Annotated in this window: 9 protein-coding genes; 8 read left to right on the top strand and 1 reads right to left on the bottom strand. The window is 42.5% G+C overall.

Going from position 1 to position 17,439, the window contains the following annotated elements; genetic code table 11:
- The first annotated feature begins 4 nt into the window (after positions 1–4).
- From FKG96_RS26495 to FKG96_RS26475, 5 genes are all read left to right on the top strand, one after another.
- Positions 5–2,503 (top strand): glutaminase domain-containing protein, encoded by a 2,499-nt coding sequence (locus FKG96_RS26495; protein WP_130858065.1) that lies wholly within the window; start codon positions 5–7, stop codon positions 2,501–2,503.
- Positions 2,504–2,703: 200 nt separating this feature from the next.
- A complete protein-coding gene (locus FKG96_RS26490) occupies positions 2,704–3,870 on the top strand; it encodes an endo-1,4-beta-xylanase (RefSeq protein WP_130858064.1) in 1,167 nt (388 codons plus the stop codon).
- A 26-nt stretch (positions 3,871–3,896) separates the two neighbouring features.
- Positions 3,897–5,744 carry a glycoside hydrolase family 2 protein gene (locus tag FKG96_RS26485; protein ID WP_130858063.1) on the top strand — a complete coding sequence of 616 codons (1,848 nt, stop codon included), beginning with the start codon at positions 3,897–3,899 and terminating at the stop codon, positions 5,742–5,744.
- Positions 5,745–5,803: 59 nt separating this feature from the next.
- Positions 5,804–6,958 (top strand): aldose epimerase family protein, encoded by a 1,155-nt coding sequence (locus FKG96_RS26480; protein WP_246860331.1) that lies wholly within the window; start codon positions 5,804–5,806, stop codon positions 6,956–6,958.
- A gap of 8 nt (positions 6,959–6,966) precedes the next feature.
- Positions 6,967–7,995 carry a family 43 glycosylhydrolase gene (locus FKG96_RS26475; protein ID WP_130858062.1) on the top strand — a complete coding sequence of 343 codons (1,029 nt, stop codon included), beginning with the start codon at positions 6,967–6,969 and terminating at the stop codon, positions 7,993–7,995.
- Positions 7,996–8,028: 33 nt separating this feature from the next.
- Here the strand turns inward: FKG96_RS26475 and FKG96_RS27055 are convergent, their stop codons facing one another.
- The gene (locus tag FKG96_RS27055; protein ID WP_242627383.1) at positions 8,029–9,891 is read right to left on the bottom strand and encodes a family 43 glycosylhydrolase; all 1,863 of its coding nucleotides are present in this window, start codon (positions 9,889–9,891) and stop codon (positions 8,029–8,031) included.
- 311 nt (positions 9,892–10,202) lie between these two features.
- Here FKG96_RS27055 and FKG96_RS26465 point away from each other — a divergent pair, with 311 nt between their 5' ends.
- From FKG96_RS26465 to FKG96_RS26455, 3 genes are all read left to right on the top strand, one after another.
- Positions 10,203–13,382: a two-component regulator propeller domain-containing protein gene (locus FKG96_RS26465; protein WP_130858061.1), complete on the top strand. Its 3,180-nt coding sequence runs from the start codon at positions 10,203–10,205 to the stop codon at positions 13,380–13,382.
- On the top strand, positions 13,379–14,173 hold the full coding sequence (locus FKG96_RS26460; RefSeq protein WP_130858060.1) for a response regulator: 795 nt from the start codon (positions 13,379–13,381) through the stop codon (positions 14,171–14,173). Before FKG96_RS26465 ends, FKG96_RS26460 begins: the two co-directional genes overlap by 4 nt.
- Positions 14,174–14,392: 219 nt before the next feature.
- Positions 14,393–17,437: a TonB-dependent receptor gene (locus FKG96_RS26455; RefSeq protein WP_130858059.1), complete on the top strand. Its 3,045-nt coding sequence runs from the start codon at positions 14,393–14,395 to the stop codon at positions 17,435–17,437.
- The last annotated feature ends 2 nt before the right edge of the window (positions 17,438–17,439 follow it).

The following is a 17,439-nucleotide window of genomic DNA, read 5'->3' as shown; positions in this document are numbered from 1 at the left end:
GAAGATGAAAAAAAACATCATTTTTAGTGCGTTAATGATCAGCTTAGGCCTCCTGTCAAGTTGTGGAAGTGGTGCAGATAAACAGGCCTCAGCGGAAAAGAAACAAGGTTTAAGGGCACCTGCTTATCCCTTGATTACGCATGATCCTTACTTTAGTATCTGGTCTTTCGGAGATACGCTGAATGCACAGTCAACTAAACACTGGACGGGCGAGGATCAACCACTTGTAGTACTGGCTCAGGTGGATGGCAAAGTATATCAATTAGTGGGCAAAGCAATTTCGCTTTTGGAAGATGTAGTGCCTACCGCACAGAAAAAACCTTATGAAGTTCACTACACCTATGCAAATCCGGGAACGGGTTGGGAAGCAACTGATTTTGTCAATCAGTCTTGGGAGGCCGGAACAGCACCTTTTGGCGATAATTCCGTGGATAATCCGATGAAAGCCGCATCACGTTATGATAAGGAAATTTGGTATAAAAGGGAATTTACTTTGGACAAGCTTCCAAATGATCCGAAGTTACTGATTAGCCATGACGACGCGGTGCAAGTTTTTATCAATGGCGTATTGGCTTATGAAGACCCGAATTTTATTCTAGATTATGGACAAAGAGCTCTTTCGCCCGCGAGTATAAAAGCACTGAAGCAAGGTAAAAACACTTTAGCTGTACATTGTCGTAATGATCGGGGTGGCGCCTTTATCGATGTCGGTTTGGTACAGGAACGGAAACTGTTGGATACCGAATTGGCAAAACAGACGTCTGTGCATCTAACGGCGACACAGACTGAATACTCCTTTGATGCCGGCGGCGTAGCCATTGATTTAACTTTTACTTCGCCTTTATTGATGGATCAATTGGAAGTATTGGCTAGACCCGCATCCTATCTAACTTTTAAATCAGTGTCGAAAGACGGGAAAGCCCACGATGTAAAAATCTGGTTTGCATTATCGGGAAAAGTGAGCGCTGATAAAGCTAAACAGGAAGTGAAAGCAGCTATAGAAGATCATGATCAACTACTGGTACAATCGGTGGGGACAACGAGTCAGCAAATATTAGGTAAAAAAGGAGATAATGTTCGGATTGATTGGGGAAAAGCATATATCGCGACCACGAAAAAGGCTTCTATTAAATCAACTCCAAACAGCTTGCAGGGTTTTGTCGCAGATATTGCAAAAAAGGGTGCTTCTTCTGAAGCAAAAATTGGCGCTGCATCCGATATGCTGATCGGTGTGGAGATGACCTTAGGGCAAATAACGGATGCAATCTCAGAACATTTGGTGATTGCTTATGACGATGAATACTCGGTACAATATTTCGGAAAGAATTTGCGCCCGTGGTGGCGTCGGGATAATAAGACAAATGCCCTAGATATGATTCAAGCTGCGGAGAAAGACTATGATCGTTTAATGCAGGCCTGTCAATCTTTCGATGAAAAATTATCGGCCGATGCTCAAAAGGTAGGCGGTGAGCAATATGCCGACTTATGTAACCTTGCCTATCGACAAGCAATCGCTGCGCATAAAGTAGTAGCAAATACCAATGGGGAATTGTTGTTTTTCTCGAAAGAAAACTTTTCAAACGGTTCCATCGGAACGGTGGATGTTACCTATCCTTCTGCGCCGCTTTTTATTTTGTATAATACGGAGCTTGCGAAAGGTTTGTTACGTTTTATTTTTGAATATTCGGAAAGTGGTAGATGGAAGAAGCCGTTCCCTGCCCATGATGTCGGAACGTATCCTTTAGCCAATGGTCAAACCTATGGAGAAGATATGCCGGTGGAAGAGGCAGGTAATATGATTACCCTTACCGCCGCTATAGCTTTGCGGGATGGCAATACGAATTTTGCGGAGAAACATTGGGAAACCCTGACCACTTGGACTGAATTTTTAAAGAAAGAAGGACTCGACCCGGCAAATCAGCTCTGTACCGATGACTTTGCAGGACATCTCGCGCGCAATGCTAACTTATCTGTGAAAGCGATTATGGGAATCGCTTCTTATGCGAAACTAGCAGAGATGCTAAAAAAAGAGGACGTAGCAAAAAAGCATTTCGAATTAGCGAAACAAATGGCCGCCCAGTGGATGAAATTGGCCGACAACGGTAATCATTATACCCTTGCTTTTGGCCAAAAGGATACTTGGAGTCAAAAGTACAACCTCATTTGGGATAAGCTGTTGAAATTGGATATATTCCCTAAGGAAGTGGTAGAAAAGGAAATTGCTTATTACAAGACAAAACAGCAAACATATGGTTTGCCCTTAGATAGTCGAAAAACCTATACAAAATCTGACTGGATTTTATGGACCGCTACCTTAGCGGATGATACGGATTTTGAGACGTTCGTAAGCCCGGTGTGGAAATTTGTGAATGAAACACCGGACCGTATCCCCTTGAGCGATTGGCATGAAACAACCGATGGTAAGTCAGTTGGTTTTCGTGCACGATCGGTGGTAGGCGGCTATTTTGTGAAGATGCTAGAGAAGGAAATGTTGAAAAAGTAAACAGCAGTCGACAGTCCGTTTGAAACGAAGTTTTAACTCTTAAAATAAATTAAATCTGAAAGCTGATTGCTGAAGTCTGACAGCTAAATTGAGACAATATAAAGAAAAATTGACACAGTGCTAATTGGTTTATCGTACGATAATCATTTCCTTTGGTTGGAAGATTTTTTATCAAACGACAAACCAATTAGCAAATCGATATGAAGCTATCAACATTATTACTAGGTATTTCATTTATTCTCGCCGGAGGATGGCTGACGGGCTGCTCGTCAACCAATAATAAAAAAGAAAATGAACATACCGAGGAAGCTGCGGAAACGCGCTGGTCGACAGAAGACGCCAACGAATGGTATGAAAAGCAAGCTTGGCTTGTGGGCTGCAATTTTAGTCCAAGTACGGCGATTAATCAGCTGGAAATGTGGCAAGCGGATAGTTTTGATACCTTGACTATCAATAAGGAATTAGGCTGGGCGGCGGATCTAGGCTTTAACACAGTTCGCGTATATCTTCATGATTTACTTTATGAGCAAGACAGTGCGGGCTTCTTGAATAGAATGGAAACTTTTCTGGCAATTGCCGATAAGCATCATATCAAACCACTTTTTGTATTTTTCGACTCTTGCTGGGACCCTTTTCCAAAATTAGGAAAGCAACGCGCCCCAAAACCACATGTCCACAACTCGGGATGGGTGCAAAGTCCTGGTTCGGAAGTGTTAAAAGATAGTACCCAATACCCTAAATTGGAACGCTATATTAAAGGGGTTGTGACGCATTTCGCCCAAGACAATCGCATTTTAGGTTGGGATGTTTGGAATGAGCCCAATAATCCCAATAAAAGTTCTTACGGAAAAGTAGAATTAGAGAATAAGGACAAGTATGTTTACGAGTTGCTCAAAAAAACCTTCGATTGGGCGCGTGCTAGTCAGCCAAGCCAGCCCCTAACGTCTGGTTTATGGGATGGCGGCGACTGGTCTGATTCAACGGCACTGACCGAAATACAGCGTTTGCAATTGGAAGCGTCAGACATTATTAGCTTCCACAATTATGAAGATCCCGCATCTTTTGAGGCGCGCATTAAGCAGTTGGAAAAGTACGGGCGGCCTATATTATGTACAGAATACATGGCCCGGCCAAACAAGAGTACTTTTGAAGGTAGTTTGCCCATTGCAAAGAAATATAATGTAGGGGCTTACAATTGGGGTTTTGTCGATGGGAAAACACAAACCATTTATGCATGGGATAGCTGGTCTAAGTCTTACGACGCGCCGCCTAAGGTTTGGTTTCACGACATTTTAAGAAAAGATGGCACACCTTATAGTAAAGAGGAGGTTGCCTTCATCAAATCGCTTACTAAAGCAACAAATTAATATTTTATTCACATATAAAAGAACGCATGACACGTAACTTGATTTTTGGATCCTTACTTTTAATTAGTTCGCAGTTCGCTGTGGCGCAAGACGCAAATTGGAAGCCTGTTGGCGATAAAATCATGTCGCCTTGGGCAGAGAAAGTAAATCCGAAAGAAACGCTACAAGAATATCCAAGGCCGCAGCTTGTACGGAAGGGCTGGCAAAACTTGAACGGCCTTTGGCAATACGCCATAACTTCGAAAACAGAACAAAATATACCAAGTAATTTCCAAGGACAGATTCTTGTCCCTTTTGCCGTTGAATCTGCTTTATCAGGCGTTGGAAAAACGGTTGGTAAAGATCAAGCTTTATGGTACAAAAACACCATTAAATTAGAAGCCGTAAATAGCAAGGAAGATGTACTGTTGCATTTCGGAGCAGTAGATTGGCAATGTGAAGTATACGTAAATGGCCAACAAGTGGGTAGTCATCAAGGTGGTTTCGATCCATTTTATTTTAATATCAGCAAATACCTTAAAAAAGGAAAGACACAAGAGATAGCGATCCGAGTGTGGGATCCAACGGATGAAGGGCCTCAACCACGTGGTAAGCAGGTGAAAAATCCGGAAGGTATTTGGTATACGCCCGTTACCGGTATATGGCAAACTGTTTGGCTGGAAAACGTTCCAAAAACCTATATAGCTCATACAAAGCAAACTCCGGATGTCGACAAAAAATCGCTAACATTCTACGCGCAAGTAGAGGGCAGCCAAAGCGGTGATCAGGTTAAAGTGCTTGCACTGGATGGTGATAAAGTTCTGGCTGAACAGACTGTAACGGCAGGGGCAGAAGCAAATTTATCGGTCCCCGGCGTAGAGTTATGGTCGCCATCGAACCCTAAACTTTACGATCTACGCGTATCGGTTCTTCGGAAAGGAAGGGTAATAGATGAGACGACAAGCTATTTCGCCATGCGTAAAATATCCATGGCCAAGGATGGTAAAGGTATTCAGCGGTTAATGTTAAATAACGAGTTCGTATTCCAGTATGGCCCATTGGATCAAGGGTGGTGGCCCGACGGTTTGTACACGGCCCCAACCGACGAAGCGCTATTGTTTGATATTGTAAAGACAAAAGAAATGGGCTTTAATATGATCCGTAAACACATTAAGGTAGAACCTGCTCGTTGGTACCGTTACTGCGACAGTCTTGGTTTGCTGGTATGGCAGGATATGCCAAGTGGCGATTTAGGCGGTAACCGTTGGGACAATCATCCAGGGCAGCTCTCAGGGTATAACTTGGATAAAGAACGTTCCGCTGAATCAGAAGCCTATCACAAGAAAGAGTGGAAAGCTATCATGGACGCTTTGCATAACTTCCCCAGTATCGTTGTGTGGGTTCCATTTAATGAAGCTTGGGGACAATTTAAGACCAAGGAGATTACCGAATGGACTATCCAATACGATCCGTCACGTTTGGTTAATAGTGCCAGCGGAGGCAATTTCTTGAAGACAGGACATATTTTGGATATTCACAACTATCCTGATCCTTCGATGCCCGACCCAGCATTATTTGGCGAAAAACAAGTATTGGTACTGGGCGAATTTGGTGGTTTAGGTTTGCCAATAGAAGGTCATACCTGGCAGGAAAAAAATAACTGGGGATACCAAAGCTTTAAAAATAAAGAGGAGCTTTTAAAGCGTTATACTAAACTGATCGAAGACTTAAAACGATTGATCCCATTAGGATTATCGGCTGGTGTATATACTCAAACAACGGATGTGGAGGTTGAAACGAACGGAATGATGACTTATGATCGTGAAGTGATCAAGATTCCTGAAACACAGTTGAATCAACTGCATCAGACGCTCTATCAACAGTCTATACAATAAGGGTTATATTGAAAAAATGGGACTAAATCGAGATGAAGAATCAAATTTAGTCCCACCTCATGAAGACAGATATGAAGATAAAATACTATGTTTATTACATTTTGGGCTGTATAGCCCTTTCGTGTAATAACCCCGCAAGAGAAAACAACGCAAATGAGCACAGCGTAAAAGAAACAACAGCGTTTGATAGCCAAATCGATGGTAAAGAAGCGAAGCTTTATACAATCAGCAATGGAAAGGGATTAACCGCAACACTCACGAATTATGGTGGCAGAGTTGTCAGTTTAACCGTACCGGATAAAGATGGTAAGCCTGTCGACGTCGTTTTAGGTTTTGCGACAGCGGCGGAATACAAGGCCTCTTCAGAGCCATATTATGGTGCTACGATCGGCCGTGTAGGGAATCGGATAGCGAAAGGGAAATTTGAATTGGATGGAAAGGCATATAGTATCTTTACCAATAATGGGCAAAACACCTTGCATGGCGGAAAAAAAGGGTTTCAGGATGTAGTGTGGGATGCAGAACAAGCAAGCGACTCTTCACTTGTTTTGCGATACCGTTCACCCGATGGTGAGGAAAATTTTCCAGGAAACTTAGAAGTTAAAATAACCTATACCGCCACCGCCAATAATGGATTGCGGTTTGATTACGAGGCAACTACTGATAAACGCACGCCCGTTAATCTTACGAACCATGCTTTCTTTAATCTGAACGGGGAAGGCTCGGGCACCATTAATAATCATCTTTTACAAATAAACGCAAATAGATATACACCAGTTGACAGCACCCTGATTCCGCTGGGTAATTTAGCTTCTGTCAAGAATACGCCCTTTGACTTCACAACAGCGCAAGCCATTGGTAGCCGCGTAGATCAGGACAATGAGCAATTAAAATTCGGAGGTGGGTACGATCATAATTTTGTACTCAACAAAGGGAATAAGTATGGTTTAGCAGCTACTGTTACGGGTGATAAGAGTGGCATTGTTATGCAGATCTTTACCGACGAACCGGGATTGCAGTTTTATGGAGGCAATTTTATGAAGGGACAAAATACCCTGAAAAGCGGCGTGAAGGATGACTATCGAACATCTTTTGCTCTAGAGACTCAGCATTTTCCGGATGCCGTAAATCAACCGGACTTTCCGTCGATCATTCTGGACCCGGGCAAGGTCTACAAAACGACTTCGGAGTACGTCTTTTCCGTTACTAAATAGGGTGTAGAATGCGTAAGTTCCTCCTTTTTTCGCTGCTCTGTTTTGCGCTCGAATGTGCTGCTCAAGAGCCTGATCGATATAGCAATCCGGTATTCGAACCTGTACTGGCAGATCCATCCGTCATAAGGGATCCAAAGACGGGTTTGTTCTATGCATTCGGCACCGCTGACGACTGGGGAGATGGAAAAGGGCCGCGATGGGTACCCATGTTGCAATCAAAGAATTTAACCCAATGGCGTTACGTGAAAAATGCCTTGCGGCAAAAACCGCAATGGAAAGAAAAAGGAGGTGTTTGGGCACCGGATGTAAATCGAGTAAATGGGAAATATTACATGTACTACGCATTTTCTACTTGGGGAGATCCTAACCCCGGTATCGGTTTGGCAATTGCTGACTCCTTAAATGGAGATTTTATAGATCAAGGAAAAATATTTCTCAGCGCAGAGGTGGATGTGCCAAATTCTATCGATCCATGCTTCTTTGAAGATCGAGGTAAAAAATACCTTTTTTGGGGAAGTTTCAGTGATTTACCAACACAAGGAACTTATGCCATTGAACTTAGCGAAGATGGTAGATCGGTTGCTGATATCCACAAAAAAACAAAAATAGCAGCTGGCGATTGGGAAGCGGTTATGATTCATAAGGAGGGTGATTACTACTACTTCTTCGGTTCAAAGGGCTCTTGCTGTGAAGGCTTAAACAGCAAATACCATGTGCTTGTTGGAAGATCAAAGCATTTACTAGGACCTTATCTAGATAAAGAGGGGTACCCAATTACTGAAAGAGGACGAGGTACTTTACTGATTCAAGGGAATGACCGGTTTGTAGGAACAGGGCATAATGCCCGTCTTATTCGCGATGACAATGGGCAGGACTGGTTCTTGTATCATGGTTTCAATGCCCGGAAAGGAAAGTTAAGCAATGGTACGGATCGTCGAGTTCTACTTATGGAACCTTTGTTTTGGAAAGATGGTTGGCCTGAAATAAAAGGGCAAGGAACTTCTTCTGTCAAACAAAGGGCTCCTGTATTTAAATAACTCTTTCTCGTGCTGTTTTAACAGCTATTTACCTTATTTTATTCCTACTGTTAAAAACCTAAAGGAATTCGAATCGACTTGAAGGATGGGCGGATTTCCGCTATGCTCGAATTTAAGATCAATAAATGCTGTTTTTCGAGGTGCAACCTGCTCATTTTTGAAATGGGTATGAAATACATAATGCAAGTTACCCTGCTTGTCTTGAATAAGGTCTCCATGGCCGGTGCCATCTTCCCCAATTAATCTTCTACTTATAATGGGATTGCCTCGATGCTTTTTCCACGGTCCCATGGGATGCGATGAAGTGGCATAACCAACGGCATAATCGGGGTTTCGAAAATCATTGGCTGAATAAAGAAGATAATAAAGTCCGGCATGTTTAATAACGGTAGGTCCCTCCGTAACAGGCCAGCGCGCGTCGGATGTGTTTTCCCAAGGTTCATCAGCACGAAGGCATTCGCTGGCAGTTTCCTCTTTAATTTGACTTAAATCATTTGACAATTCCGCACAGTAGATTCGATTGCCGTCATGTAAGCGCACAAAATAGAGATAGGCTTTGTTTTTATCAAAAAATATAAACGGATCGATTTGTTTGGTAGGTCCATTGAGGGCGCGTTTTGTGTCTTGCGTAAAAGGACCAAGTGGGCTATCGCTGCTAGCGATCGCAATTTGTTCGTTAGCAGTATAAGCCATGTAAAACCTGTTTTTATATTTAAAGACCTGCGGCGCCCAGAAGCCCATCGTGCCGAATGTATGGTCTTTATGCAAAGCGTAACCGTTACGATCGCGACCAACAGGACCTGTCCAGTTTTCGAGGTCTACGGAGCTATATACTTGAAAACCATCAGGTGCTCCAGTACCGTACAAGTAGTAGGTGCCATTGTCATAGAAAATGTGAGGATCAGCTAAAGTAAGCGGTGCGGAATGGGTGCTCGCATCTTCGATCTTAGGCCAGCCCTCCCGATAATGGATTCGCTTGATAAGGGCTACACGTCCGTAGCCATCTGGTTTGCCCGTGTTGGGATTGATGGGAATGGCATGATAAGCGATAAAGATATTGCCCTTCGGATCGCGGAAAATGGAATTATGCCCCGGAGCCAGCCATAAACTATCCTTTTCAAGCAAAACGCTTCTATTCGAATGATTGTTGGAACCCAATCGTTCGAAGGGCCCGAAGGGGTTTCTTGCACGAGCGATCATCACCGCATAACTGGCTTGAGGCCCACAGCAATTATCACCTGAATAATAAAGATAATAATAGCCTTGGTGGTAATCTACCCATGCTCCTTCAATTAATTTATCGTATTGTGCTTCTTGTTCCGGATGCATAACGTCAATCGATTTTGAGCCCTCACGAAATGCTGACCAATCATCCGTCATTTCTTGCACCTTAATCGGCGCATGACCTGACCCCCAATAAAGTAGTTTCTTTTTGGTTTTAGGGTCTATAAAGGCCATAGGATCGATATTCACAAACCCTTCTCCACATAACAAAGGTTTGCCCGAATCCTTAAACGGTCCAGCGGGGTGTTTAGCGTAAGCGACACCTAGGCATTTTCCGTTCCCCGATTCGCCGGAATAAAAAAGCACAAACTGATTTATGGCACTATCAAATAGCACGTGAGGAGCCCAAAAATCGCGATCCGCCCAGCTTGGTTTTTCGGGGAGAGCGTCGCCTAAAATAGTCCAATTTTGAAGATCTTTGGAACGGGCCACCTGGATATGGGCTAGTTTATCATCGATATTGCTATTGGTTGCATAAGCGTAATAAAATCCTTCAGTGTAAATAATGGTTGGATCAGGAAAATCTTTATTGATGATCGGGTTCTTGATGGCCTGCCCGAACGAATAATGGATGAACAAAATCGATAGAATCGAAAAAATAAAGCGCCTCATGTAATAATTGGTTATTAGACCTCAAATAACGTAAAATGAAAGGAAAAGTGGCTCATCCGATTGTATCAAACTTTCGACAAATTATCTTTCGCTACATGTCTCGCCCAGGCCAGGTAGCATAGAAGCGTTAAGAACGGGTACTATCAACGAGCATATCACCACTTAACCAATTATTAATTTATTTGAATATAAATAAGACCTTATTTGTCTGTATCCGAATGAGATCCGAACAAGGTCCGAATAAAAGCTGACTAAAGTCCTGTTTTATTGATAGTCATTCATACTAAAAGTCAGATGCGACCTTGTTCGAAATGAAAAGAAATATTAAGTTTGAATTAGCCATGATAAAAAAACTAATCAGCGTATTCCTGTTTTGCCTGTTCGTAAAACTACTGTATTGTCAACCTTATTACTTCAAGCATTATCAGGTTGAAAACGGCCTTTCTAATAATGCGGTTATTTGCAGCATGCAGGATAGTAAAGGTTTTATGTGGTTTGGTACACGCGATGGTCTCAATCGATTCGATGGTTACACCTTTAAGGTCTTTAACCACAATCCACAGGATTCACTTAGCTTAGGAAATAACTTTATACACAGCCTGTTTGAAGATCGCCTCGGGAATATTTGGGTTGGGACCGACTTAGGAATCTATATCTATGATCCACTTACGGAGAAATTCAGCCACTTTGTTCATCATCAAGACGCGGCGATCGCTCATATTCAAGCAGACGAGGAAGGTAATATCTGGTATACGGCCTTTTCATCCTTAGTCCGATACCAGACCCAAACAGGGCAAATTAAGAACTTCGGAAAGCTAGGAATGAGTTCAGTAGATGCAGTGTCAGTAAGTAAAACGGGTGTATGGGTCGGCTCTAGCAATGGTGAAATTAAGCTGCTTGAACCTAAATGGGAAAAGACAAAACGCTTTGAAGTTTTCGGAAAACAATCGTCCATCGGTTCGAGACCGGTTACATGTCTTTTATGGGACGAGAACAAAGAAAGGCTCTGGATCGGCACGGCTAAGGAAGGACTAAAGTTATTATACCCGCTAGACGGATCCTATCAGGATCTATTAAAAAAAAGTGAAAATCAACTGCCCATTTATGTGCATGATATCAAAAGGACGGATGAGGGGCAATATATGGCAGCTACTGAGCTGGGCGTTTTCATCTACGAAGATCGACACAAACGCTTTGTACATTTAAAAAAGGAAGATAATAATCAATGGTCCATCAGTGATAACGCTGTTTATACTATTTGTCGTGATACCGAAGGCGGTATTTGGGTTGGCTCTTGGTTTGGAGGTGTCAGTTATTATCATAAGCAGCATACTTTCTTTGAGAAATTTTTCCCGCAAAAAGGAGAGAATAGTCTTATAGGAAGTGCTGTTCGTGAAATAACGGCAGACAGCTATGGAAATTTATGGATCGGAACGGAAAATGGTGGATTAAACAAATTGTCGCTGACAAGCGGAAGATTTGAACATTTTTCGGTTCAAGGTAAACCTCAAGAACTATCTTCTTCCAATATTCATGGCTTATTAGCGACTGGGGATACTTTATGGGTGGGAACCTTTCACCAAGGCTTAAACCTTATGCGTATATCCACCGGCGAAGTTTTTAAACAGTATACTGCTTCCAATGCGCCATTCCATTTGGGAAGTAATTTCATTTATACCATGTTACGCCTCCGTTCCGGCGAAGTACTATTGGCGACAGACAGAGGAATCTATGAATATTTATATGAAAGAGAGGGGTTTCAACTTGTACGTAATTTTCCGTCGAATATTTTTTATACATCGCTTTTTGAAGACCGGGAAGGTACGATTTGGGCGGGCTCTTGGCGAGATGGCTTATACTTTTACAATCCTAAAACAGGTAATAGAGGAAGGTATAGTCATCAACCGGGCAATATCGCTACGTTGACAAGTAATCGTGTGACTTACATTACGGAAACAAAAGACCGACAGCTCTGGGTCGCTACCGAGGAAGGGCTCTGTCGCCTGGACAAGTCGTTGGGAAAGTTTAAGCAGTATCAATTTCCTCAATCTATGCAAAGCCTATTGGTATGTACAGTACAAGAAGATAATCATGGGGACCTTTGGATCAGTACATCAAAAGGCTTGATCCGTTTTAATCCGCGCGCAAATACCAGTCGTTTTTTTGGAGTTGCAAACGGGCTTTTAAGCGATCAATTTAACTATAATTCCGTTTATAAAGCACAAAATGGTATGTTATACTTTGGTACCGTAAAGGGTTTAATTCGTTTCAATCCGCGGCGATTGCAAGACAAATCCTTTGTACCACCCGTTTATTTTACCGGATTTCAGGTTTATAATAAAGACCTGACGATTGGTGAAAACGGCTCGCCCTTGAAAAAGTCGATTACGTTTACCGATACCATCATTTTAAGACATAACCAATCTACCTTTAGTATCGACTTCGCTGCGCTTAGCTATACATCTCCTGAAATGACAGAATATGTTTACAAGATGGATGGCTTGGATCCCGACTGGACCCACCTTCAGGCAAACCGAAAGGCTTACTTTACTGAATTACCACCCGGCGAATACATTTTTCGGGTTAGTACAATCAATAGTTTAGGGGCCCGTATCGGGAAGGAGGCAATCTTATCCATTCATATTTTACCGCCATTTTGGGCTAGTAAAGCGGCTTATCTTTTATATACCGTATTGATTATAGTATTAATCTATTATATCGTAGGCTCCTATCACCGCCGTCTGCGGGAAAAGAATAGGTTAAAATTGGAACAGCTTGCACATAAAAAAGAAGAGGAAATGTATCGCGCAAAAATAGAATTCTTCACGCAAGTTGCACATGAAATAAGAACACCCTTGACCCTTATAAAGGGACCTATGGAGAAAATTATTAAACAAGTGGACGAAGTGCCGACTATTCGAAAGAATTTGTTGATAATGGAAAAGAATACCAATCGTTTGTTGGAGCTATCGGGGCAACTGTTAGATTTTAGGAAAACCGAGGAACAAGCCTTTGTGCTCACTTATCAACATCTTGAGGTAACACAATTTCTAAAAGATCAAGTAGAAAGGCTCGGTCCAACAGCGATGGAGTTGCGTATAAAGATTAAGTTAGAAGTGTTAAAGGAGGAATTATGGGTATATGTTGATGTAGAAGCCTTAGACAAAATGTTAAGCAACTTATTAAATAATGCCCTTAAATATGCGGCTAGTAAAATTGTTATTCGTTTACAAAAGGAAGAACTCTTTTTTCGAGTCATTATCGCTAGCGATGGAGAACGAATACCTCCCCATCTACAAGAGAAAATTTTTGAGCCCTTCTACCGGATCAAAGGGAATACGAAATCTGTTGGTAGTGGTCTGGGCCTAGCTTTAGCGCGTTCGCTTGCCGAAATGCATCGAGGCAGCTTGATTTTAGATATTAAGAATAACGAAAACTTTAATACATTTGTATTATCGCTACCACTTAACCATAAAGAATCTGATCTATGATAAATACCCTACAAACCACTACAAACAAACCTGCTTTGCTGCTGGTAGATGATCACCGTGAGATCTTGGATTTTTTAGCAGATGATCTGCAGGAACATTATCAAGTATTTACCGCTAATGATGGACGAGAGGCTTTGAACTTTTTAGCGGATGAAAGTGTACAGCTCATCATCAGTGATATTATGATGCCCGTAATGGATGGCTATGCTTTATGTGAGACCGTCAAATCTACCGTTGAATACTGTCATATTCCCGTTATTCTACTAACAGCAAAAAATACGTTGCAATCCAAGATACAAGGGCTGGAACTGGGTGCGGATGCTTATGTCGAAAAACCGTTTTCTCCAGAGTACCTGCAAGTTCAAATTGCCAATTTGCTGGCCAATCGGAATAAGTTGCGCGAGTACTTTGCATCCTCTCCATTGGTACACATAAAAACGATGGCCCATTCGAAGTCAGATGAATTGTTTCTCGAGAAATTAAACGATTTGATTCATCAGCGATTGGAAAATCCAAATCTAGACGTGGAGCATTTAGCCGACTTAATGTGTATGAGCAGGCCTACCTTATATCGGAAAATTAAAGCAATATCTAACTTAACCCCGAATGAACTGATTAATGTTGCTCGACTTAAGCGGGCTGCGGAATTGTTGGCTGAAGGCGGATTGAAAATATATGAGATAGCTGAAATGGTAGGATATAGTTCGCAGACCCATTTCGGTAGGAATTTTCACAAGCAATTCGGCGTTTCTCCTTCAGAATATGTAGAGAATCTTAAACAGCGAAACTAACCGTTTTTTTTTCTTGTAGGAACTTGTCAGTATGTTGATTGCTTAAGATTCGTCTGAGTGCAATTGAATGGGTATTTGGAAGCTTCTTGATACAGCTAAATTGACACAATATGCTGAAATATTGATACGCTTCGTTTAGCATTAACAAGCATGCAGCACCTACCTTTGGTTATCGACGAGGGAGTTCTTCGCTCCTTTTTTACTAACCAATGAGAACGTATGCATACTAGTCAATTGTTAAATGGAAAGGGCAGTGTAATGAAGGTATTCTTTTTACTGATTTTCTTCATCTGCCTTTCGGTTTGCCTGTGGGCGCAAACCACCATCACCGGCTTAGTCCGGGACGAATCAGGCGCACCTTTAGCCGCCGTAAGTGTAAAGGTTAAGAATACAAATACGGGTGTTTCAACCAATCAAGAGGGGCGATACCGTATTGAAGTTCCCAATCAACAAGCCGTTTTGGTTTTTTCCTATGTTAGCTATACCACACAAGAGGTTGCCTTACAGGGAAAGGAGGAAATAAATGTAACCCTCTTGCCTGAAGAAAATTCGCTTGATGAGGTAGTAGTAGTAGGATATGGTACACAACAGAAACGGGATTTAACGGGCGCCGTTTCGGTGGTAAAAACGTCTGAATTGACAAAAAGGCAAGTAACAACCATGGGAGAAGCGCTTCAGGGACTGGCGTCGGGTGTTAAAGTGCGCGGAGCGGGACGGCCTGGAGCGGAAGCCAGAGTGGAAATTCGTGGTTTGAAAAATTTAAGCGGTACCAATCCACTCTACGTGATTGATGGAATGATTACAACCGCCAATCGGGATTTTAATCCCAACGACATCGAGTCCGTACAAATTTTGAAAGATGCTTCTGCTGCGGCAATTTACGGTTCGCGCGCTGCTAACGGTGTAATCATCATCACAACAAAAAAGGGAGCCAAAGGGCCGATGAAGGTACAGTTCTCGGGAACAACGAGTGCGCAAACTACACCTCGCTACAAGTTGGCGCAAACAGAAGAGTTTGCCAGACTTAATTATATGGCCTATGACAATGCAGGAGCTACTAGACAAGATTTAGATTTAAGTCAAAATACCGACTGGCAGGATGCGGCTTTCCGCACAGGGAACATGCAAGATTTGAATCTCACTTTTTCGGGCGGTGGAGAGAGTGGTAATTACCTGGTATCGGGGAATTATTTCAAAAATGATGGAACCGTAATCAGCACCGGGTTTGATCGCATAAGCTTTCGCGTAAATACACAAGGTACAAAGGGTATTTTTAGTATCGGTGAGAACCTAGCAATCAGCAATGCAAAAGCTGATGAAATGTCGGGCAACCCTATTGCAGATGTCGTACGGCTTTTGCCCACCATTCCGGTATATAACCCGAATAACCCGGGAGGATATGGATATGGTGATGAACGGAGGGCGCGGACCTTTGGTAGCAATCCCGTGGCGATTGCTGATTTGGATGATCGGTATAACGAAAATCTACGCATTCGCGGAAATGTCTGGTCTGAGTTGAAGCCGGTTGAATTTCTAAAGTATCGGTTTAACTTAGGTTACGAAACTAGCAGCGATCATTATGCCCATTTACGAAAGCAGGGTAACTGGTCCTTAAATCAAGAATTTCAACCTTCCATCGCCGATGAATATCGTGCTCGCTTTCAATCGATATTAGTAGAAAATACGCTAGCATTTAATAAAGACTTTGGTAAACATTCGGTCAACGCGGTAGTTGGTCAAACCTATCAACGGGATTTATATGCACGTATCTCCGGGATGAAAAGGAATTTAGTCCCTGATGGAAAGGGCGGCTATTACAGTGAGCTCGATCAGGGAAATGAGCCGCAAGCAGGGGGGTATCGGCAAGAAGCTATTATTTTATCTTACTTAGGGCGTATTGAATATAACTACGATAATCGTTATTTATTAAATGGTGTTATCCGTCGCGACGGAAGTTCTCGTTTGGGTCGATCCAATCAATGGGGAAATTTTCCCTCCATATCAGGAGCTTGGCGAATCAGTAATGAAAAATTCTTTCAGAAAGAATGGGTTAACGATTTAAAGTTAAGGGCTAGTTATGGACGGCTTGGAAATAGCACGACGAGTACAGACCTAGCTGGAAATAGTAGTGCCAATTATTGGGATTACTTAGCGGTTATCAACACATTTTCGACTATCGCCATGGGTCGTGATCAGTTGATTTATCCCGGTGCTACCCAGGTCGCGCTGGTTAACCCTGACCTTCGCTGGGAAACCTTGACGCAAAAGAATTTCGGTGTCGACGCTACGTTATTCAATAATAAAATTACGTTAACAGCCGAATATTTTATTGCCGATACGAAGGATGTCTTAACGGCCATGCCTATTGCATTGACAACAGGCCATGATGGAAGACCACCAATAGCCAATGCTGCAAGTCTAAAAAATACCGGTTTTGAACTTTCTTTGGGTTATAATGAAAGCAGCCGAGAGTTTAAGTATTATGTAAACACCAATATTACGACGCTCAAAAACAAAGTGACAAGCTTAGGGTATGGTCGGAACAACATTTTTGTGGGGAATACCGTCACGCAAGTCGGGCAATCTGCCGGTATGTGGTATGTGCTGGAAACGGATGGGCTTTTCCAATCCCAAGAGGAGGTAGACAATTATAAGAATGCAGAGGGAAGAGTTATACAACCTTCGGCCAAACCAGGTGATATACGGTTCAAAGACCACAATGGTGATGGACAGATTACAAATGATGATAAATTGGTGCTAGGATCTCCTTGGGCAGATGTTGAACTGGGAATTAATCTAGGTGCTTCTTATAAGAACCTTTCTCTTACCATGAACTGGTTCGGTGCTTTCGGCGCTACGGTTTACAACGGTTATCACAGCTTAGTAGATCGTTTTGATGATAACTCCAATTATCGCGCCGGCATACAACCCTGGACGCCTGAAAATCCTAATACAGATGTGCCAAGAATGTACTACGGTTCTACGTTGAACTCGCGCGGAGACACCGACCGCTGGCTTGAAAGCGGTAATTTTATGCGTCTTAAATACATCAGTTTATCATATACACTTCCTGAAAGCTGGTTGAAACGCATTGGCTTCCAAAGCGGACAGGTAACACTTTCGGGACAAAACCTGCTGACCTTTACCGGCTATAAGGGGCTCGACCCCGAGTTTAACAATACGAATATATACGAACGCGGGTTTGACAATTTTAGTTATCCAAATCTCAAGACCTATTCGCTGGGTTTGCAATTTGGATTTTAAAT

Origin of the sequence: Olivibacter sp. LS-1 (assembly GCF_008245145.1) — a bacterium.
GTDB lineage: Bacteria > Bacteroidota > Bacteroidia > Sphingobacteriales > Sphingobacteriaceae > Olivibacter > Olivibacter oleidegradans.
The sequence above is the reverse complement of the archived record's forward strand: the minus strand, read 5'-3'. Positions and strand labels throughout refer to the sequence as shown.

Excerpts from the sequence above, each read along its gene's own strand:
- FKG96_RS26475 (WP_130858062.1), top strand. The coding sequence starts at position 6,967 with ATGCGTAAGTTCCTCCTTTTTTCGCTGCTCTGTTTTGCGCTCGAATGT.
- FKG96_RS26485 (WP_130858063.1), top strand. The coding sequence starts at position 3,897 with ATGACACGTAACTTGATTTTTGGATCCTTACTTTTAATTAGTTCGCAG.
- FKG96_RS26495 (WP_130858065.1), top strand. The coding sequence starts at position 5 with ATGAAAAAAAACATCATTTTTAGTGCGTTAATGATCAGCTTAGGCCTC.
- FKG96_RS26455 (WP_130858059.1), top strand. The coding sequence starts at position 14,393 with ATGCATACTAGTCAATTGTTAAATGGAAAGGGCAGTGTAATGAAGGTA.
- FKG96_RS26490 (WP_130858064.1), top strand. The coding sequence starts at position 2,704 with ATGAAGCTATCAACATTATTACTAGGTATTTCATTTATTCTCGCCGGA.
- FKG96_RS27055 (WP_242627383.1), bottom strand. The coding sequence starts at position 9,891 with ATGAGGCGCTTTATTTTTTCGATTCTATCGATTTTGTTCATCCATTAT.
- FKG96_RS26465 (WP_130858061.1), top strand. The coding sequence starts at position 10,203 with ATGAAAAGAAATATTAAGTTTGAATTAGCCATGATAAAAAAACTAATC.
- FKG96_RS26480 (WP_246860331.1), top strand. The coding sequence starts at position 5,804 with ATGAAGACAGATATGAAGATAAAATACTATGTTTATTACATTTTGGGC.
- FKG96_RS26460 (WP_130858060.1), top strand. The coding sequence starts at position 13,379 with ATGATAAATACCCTACAAACCACTACAAACAAACCTGCTTTGCTGCTG.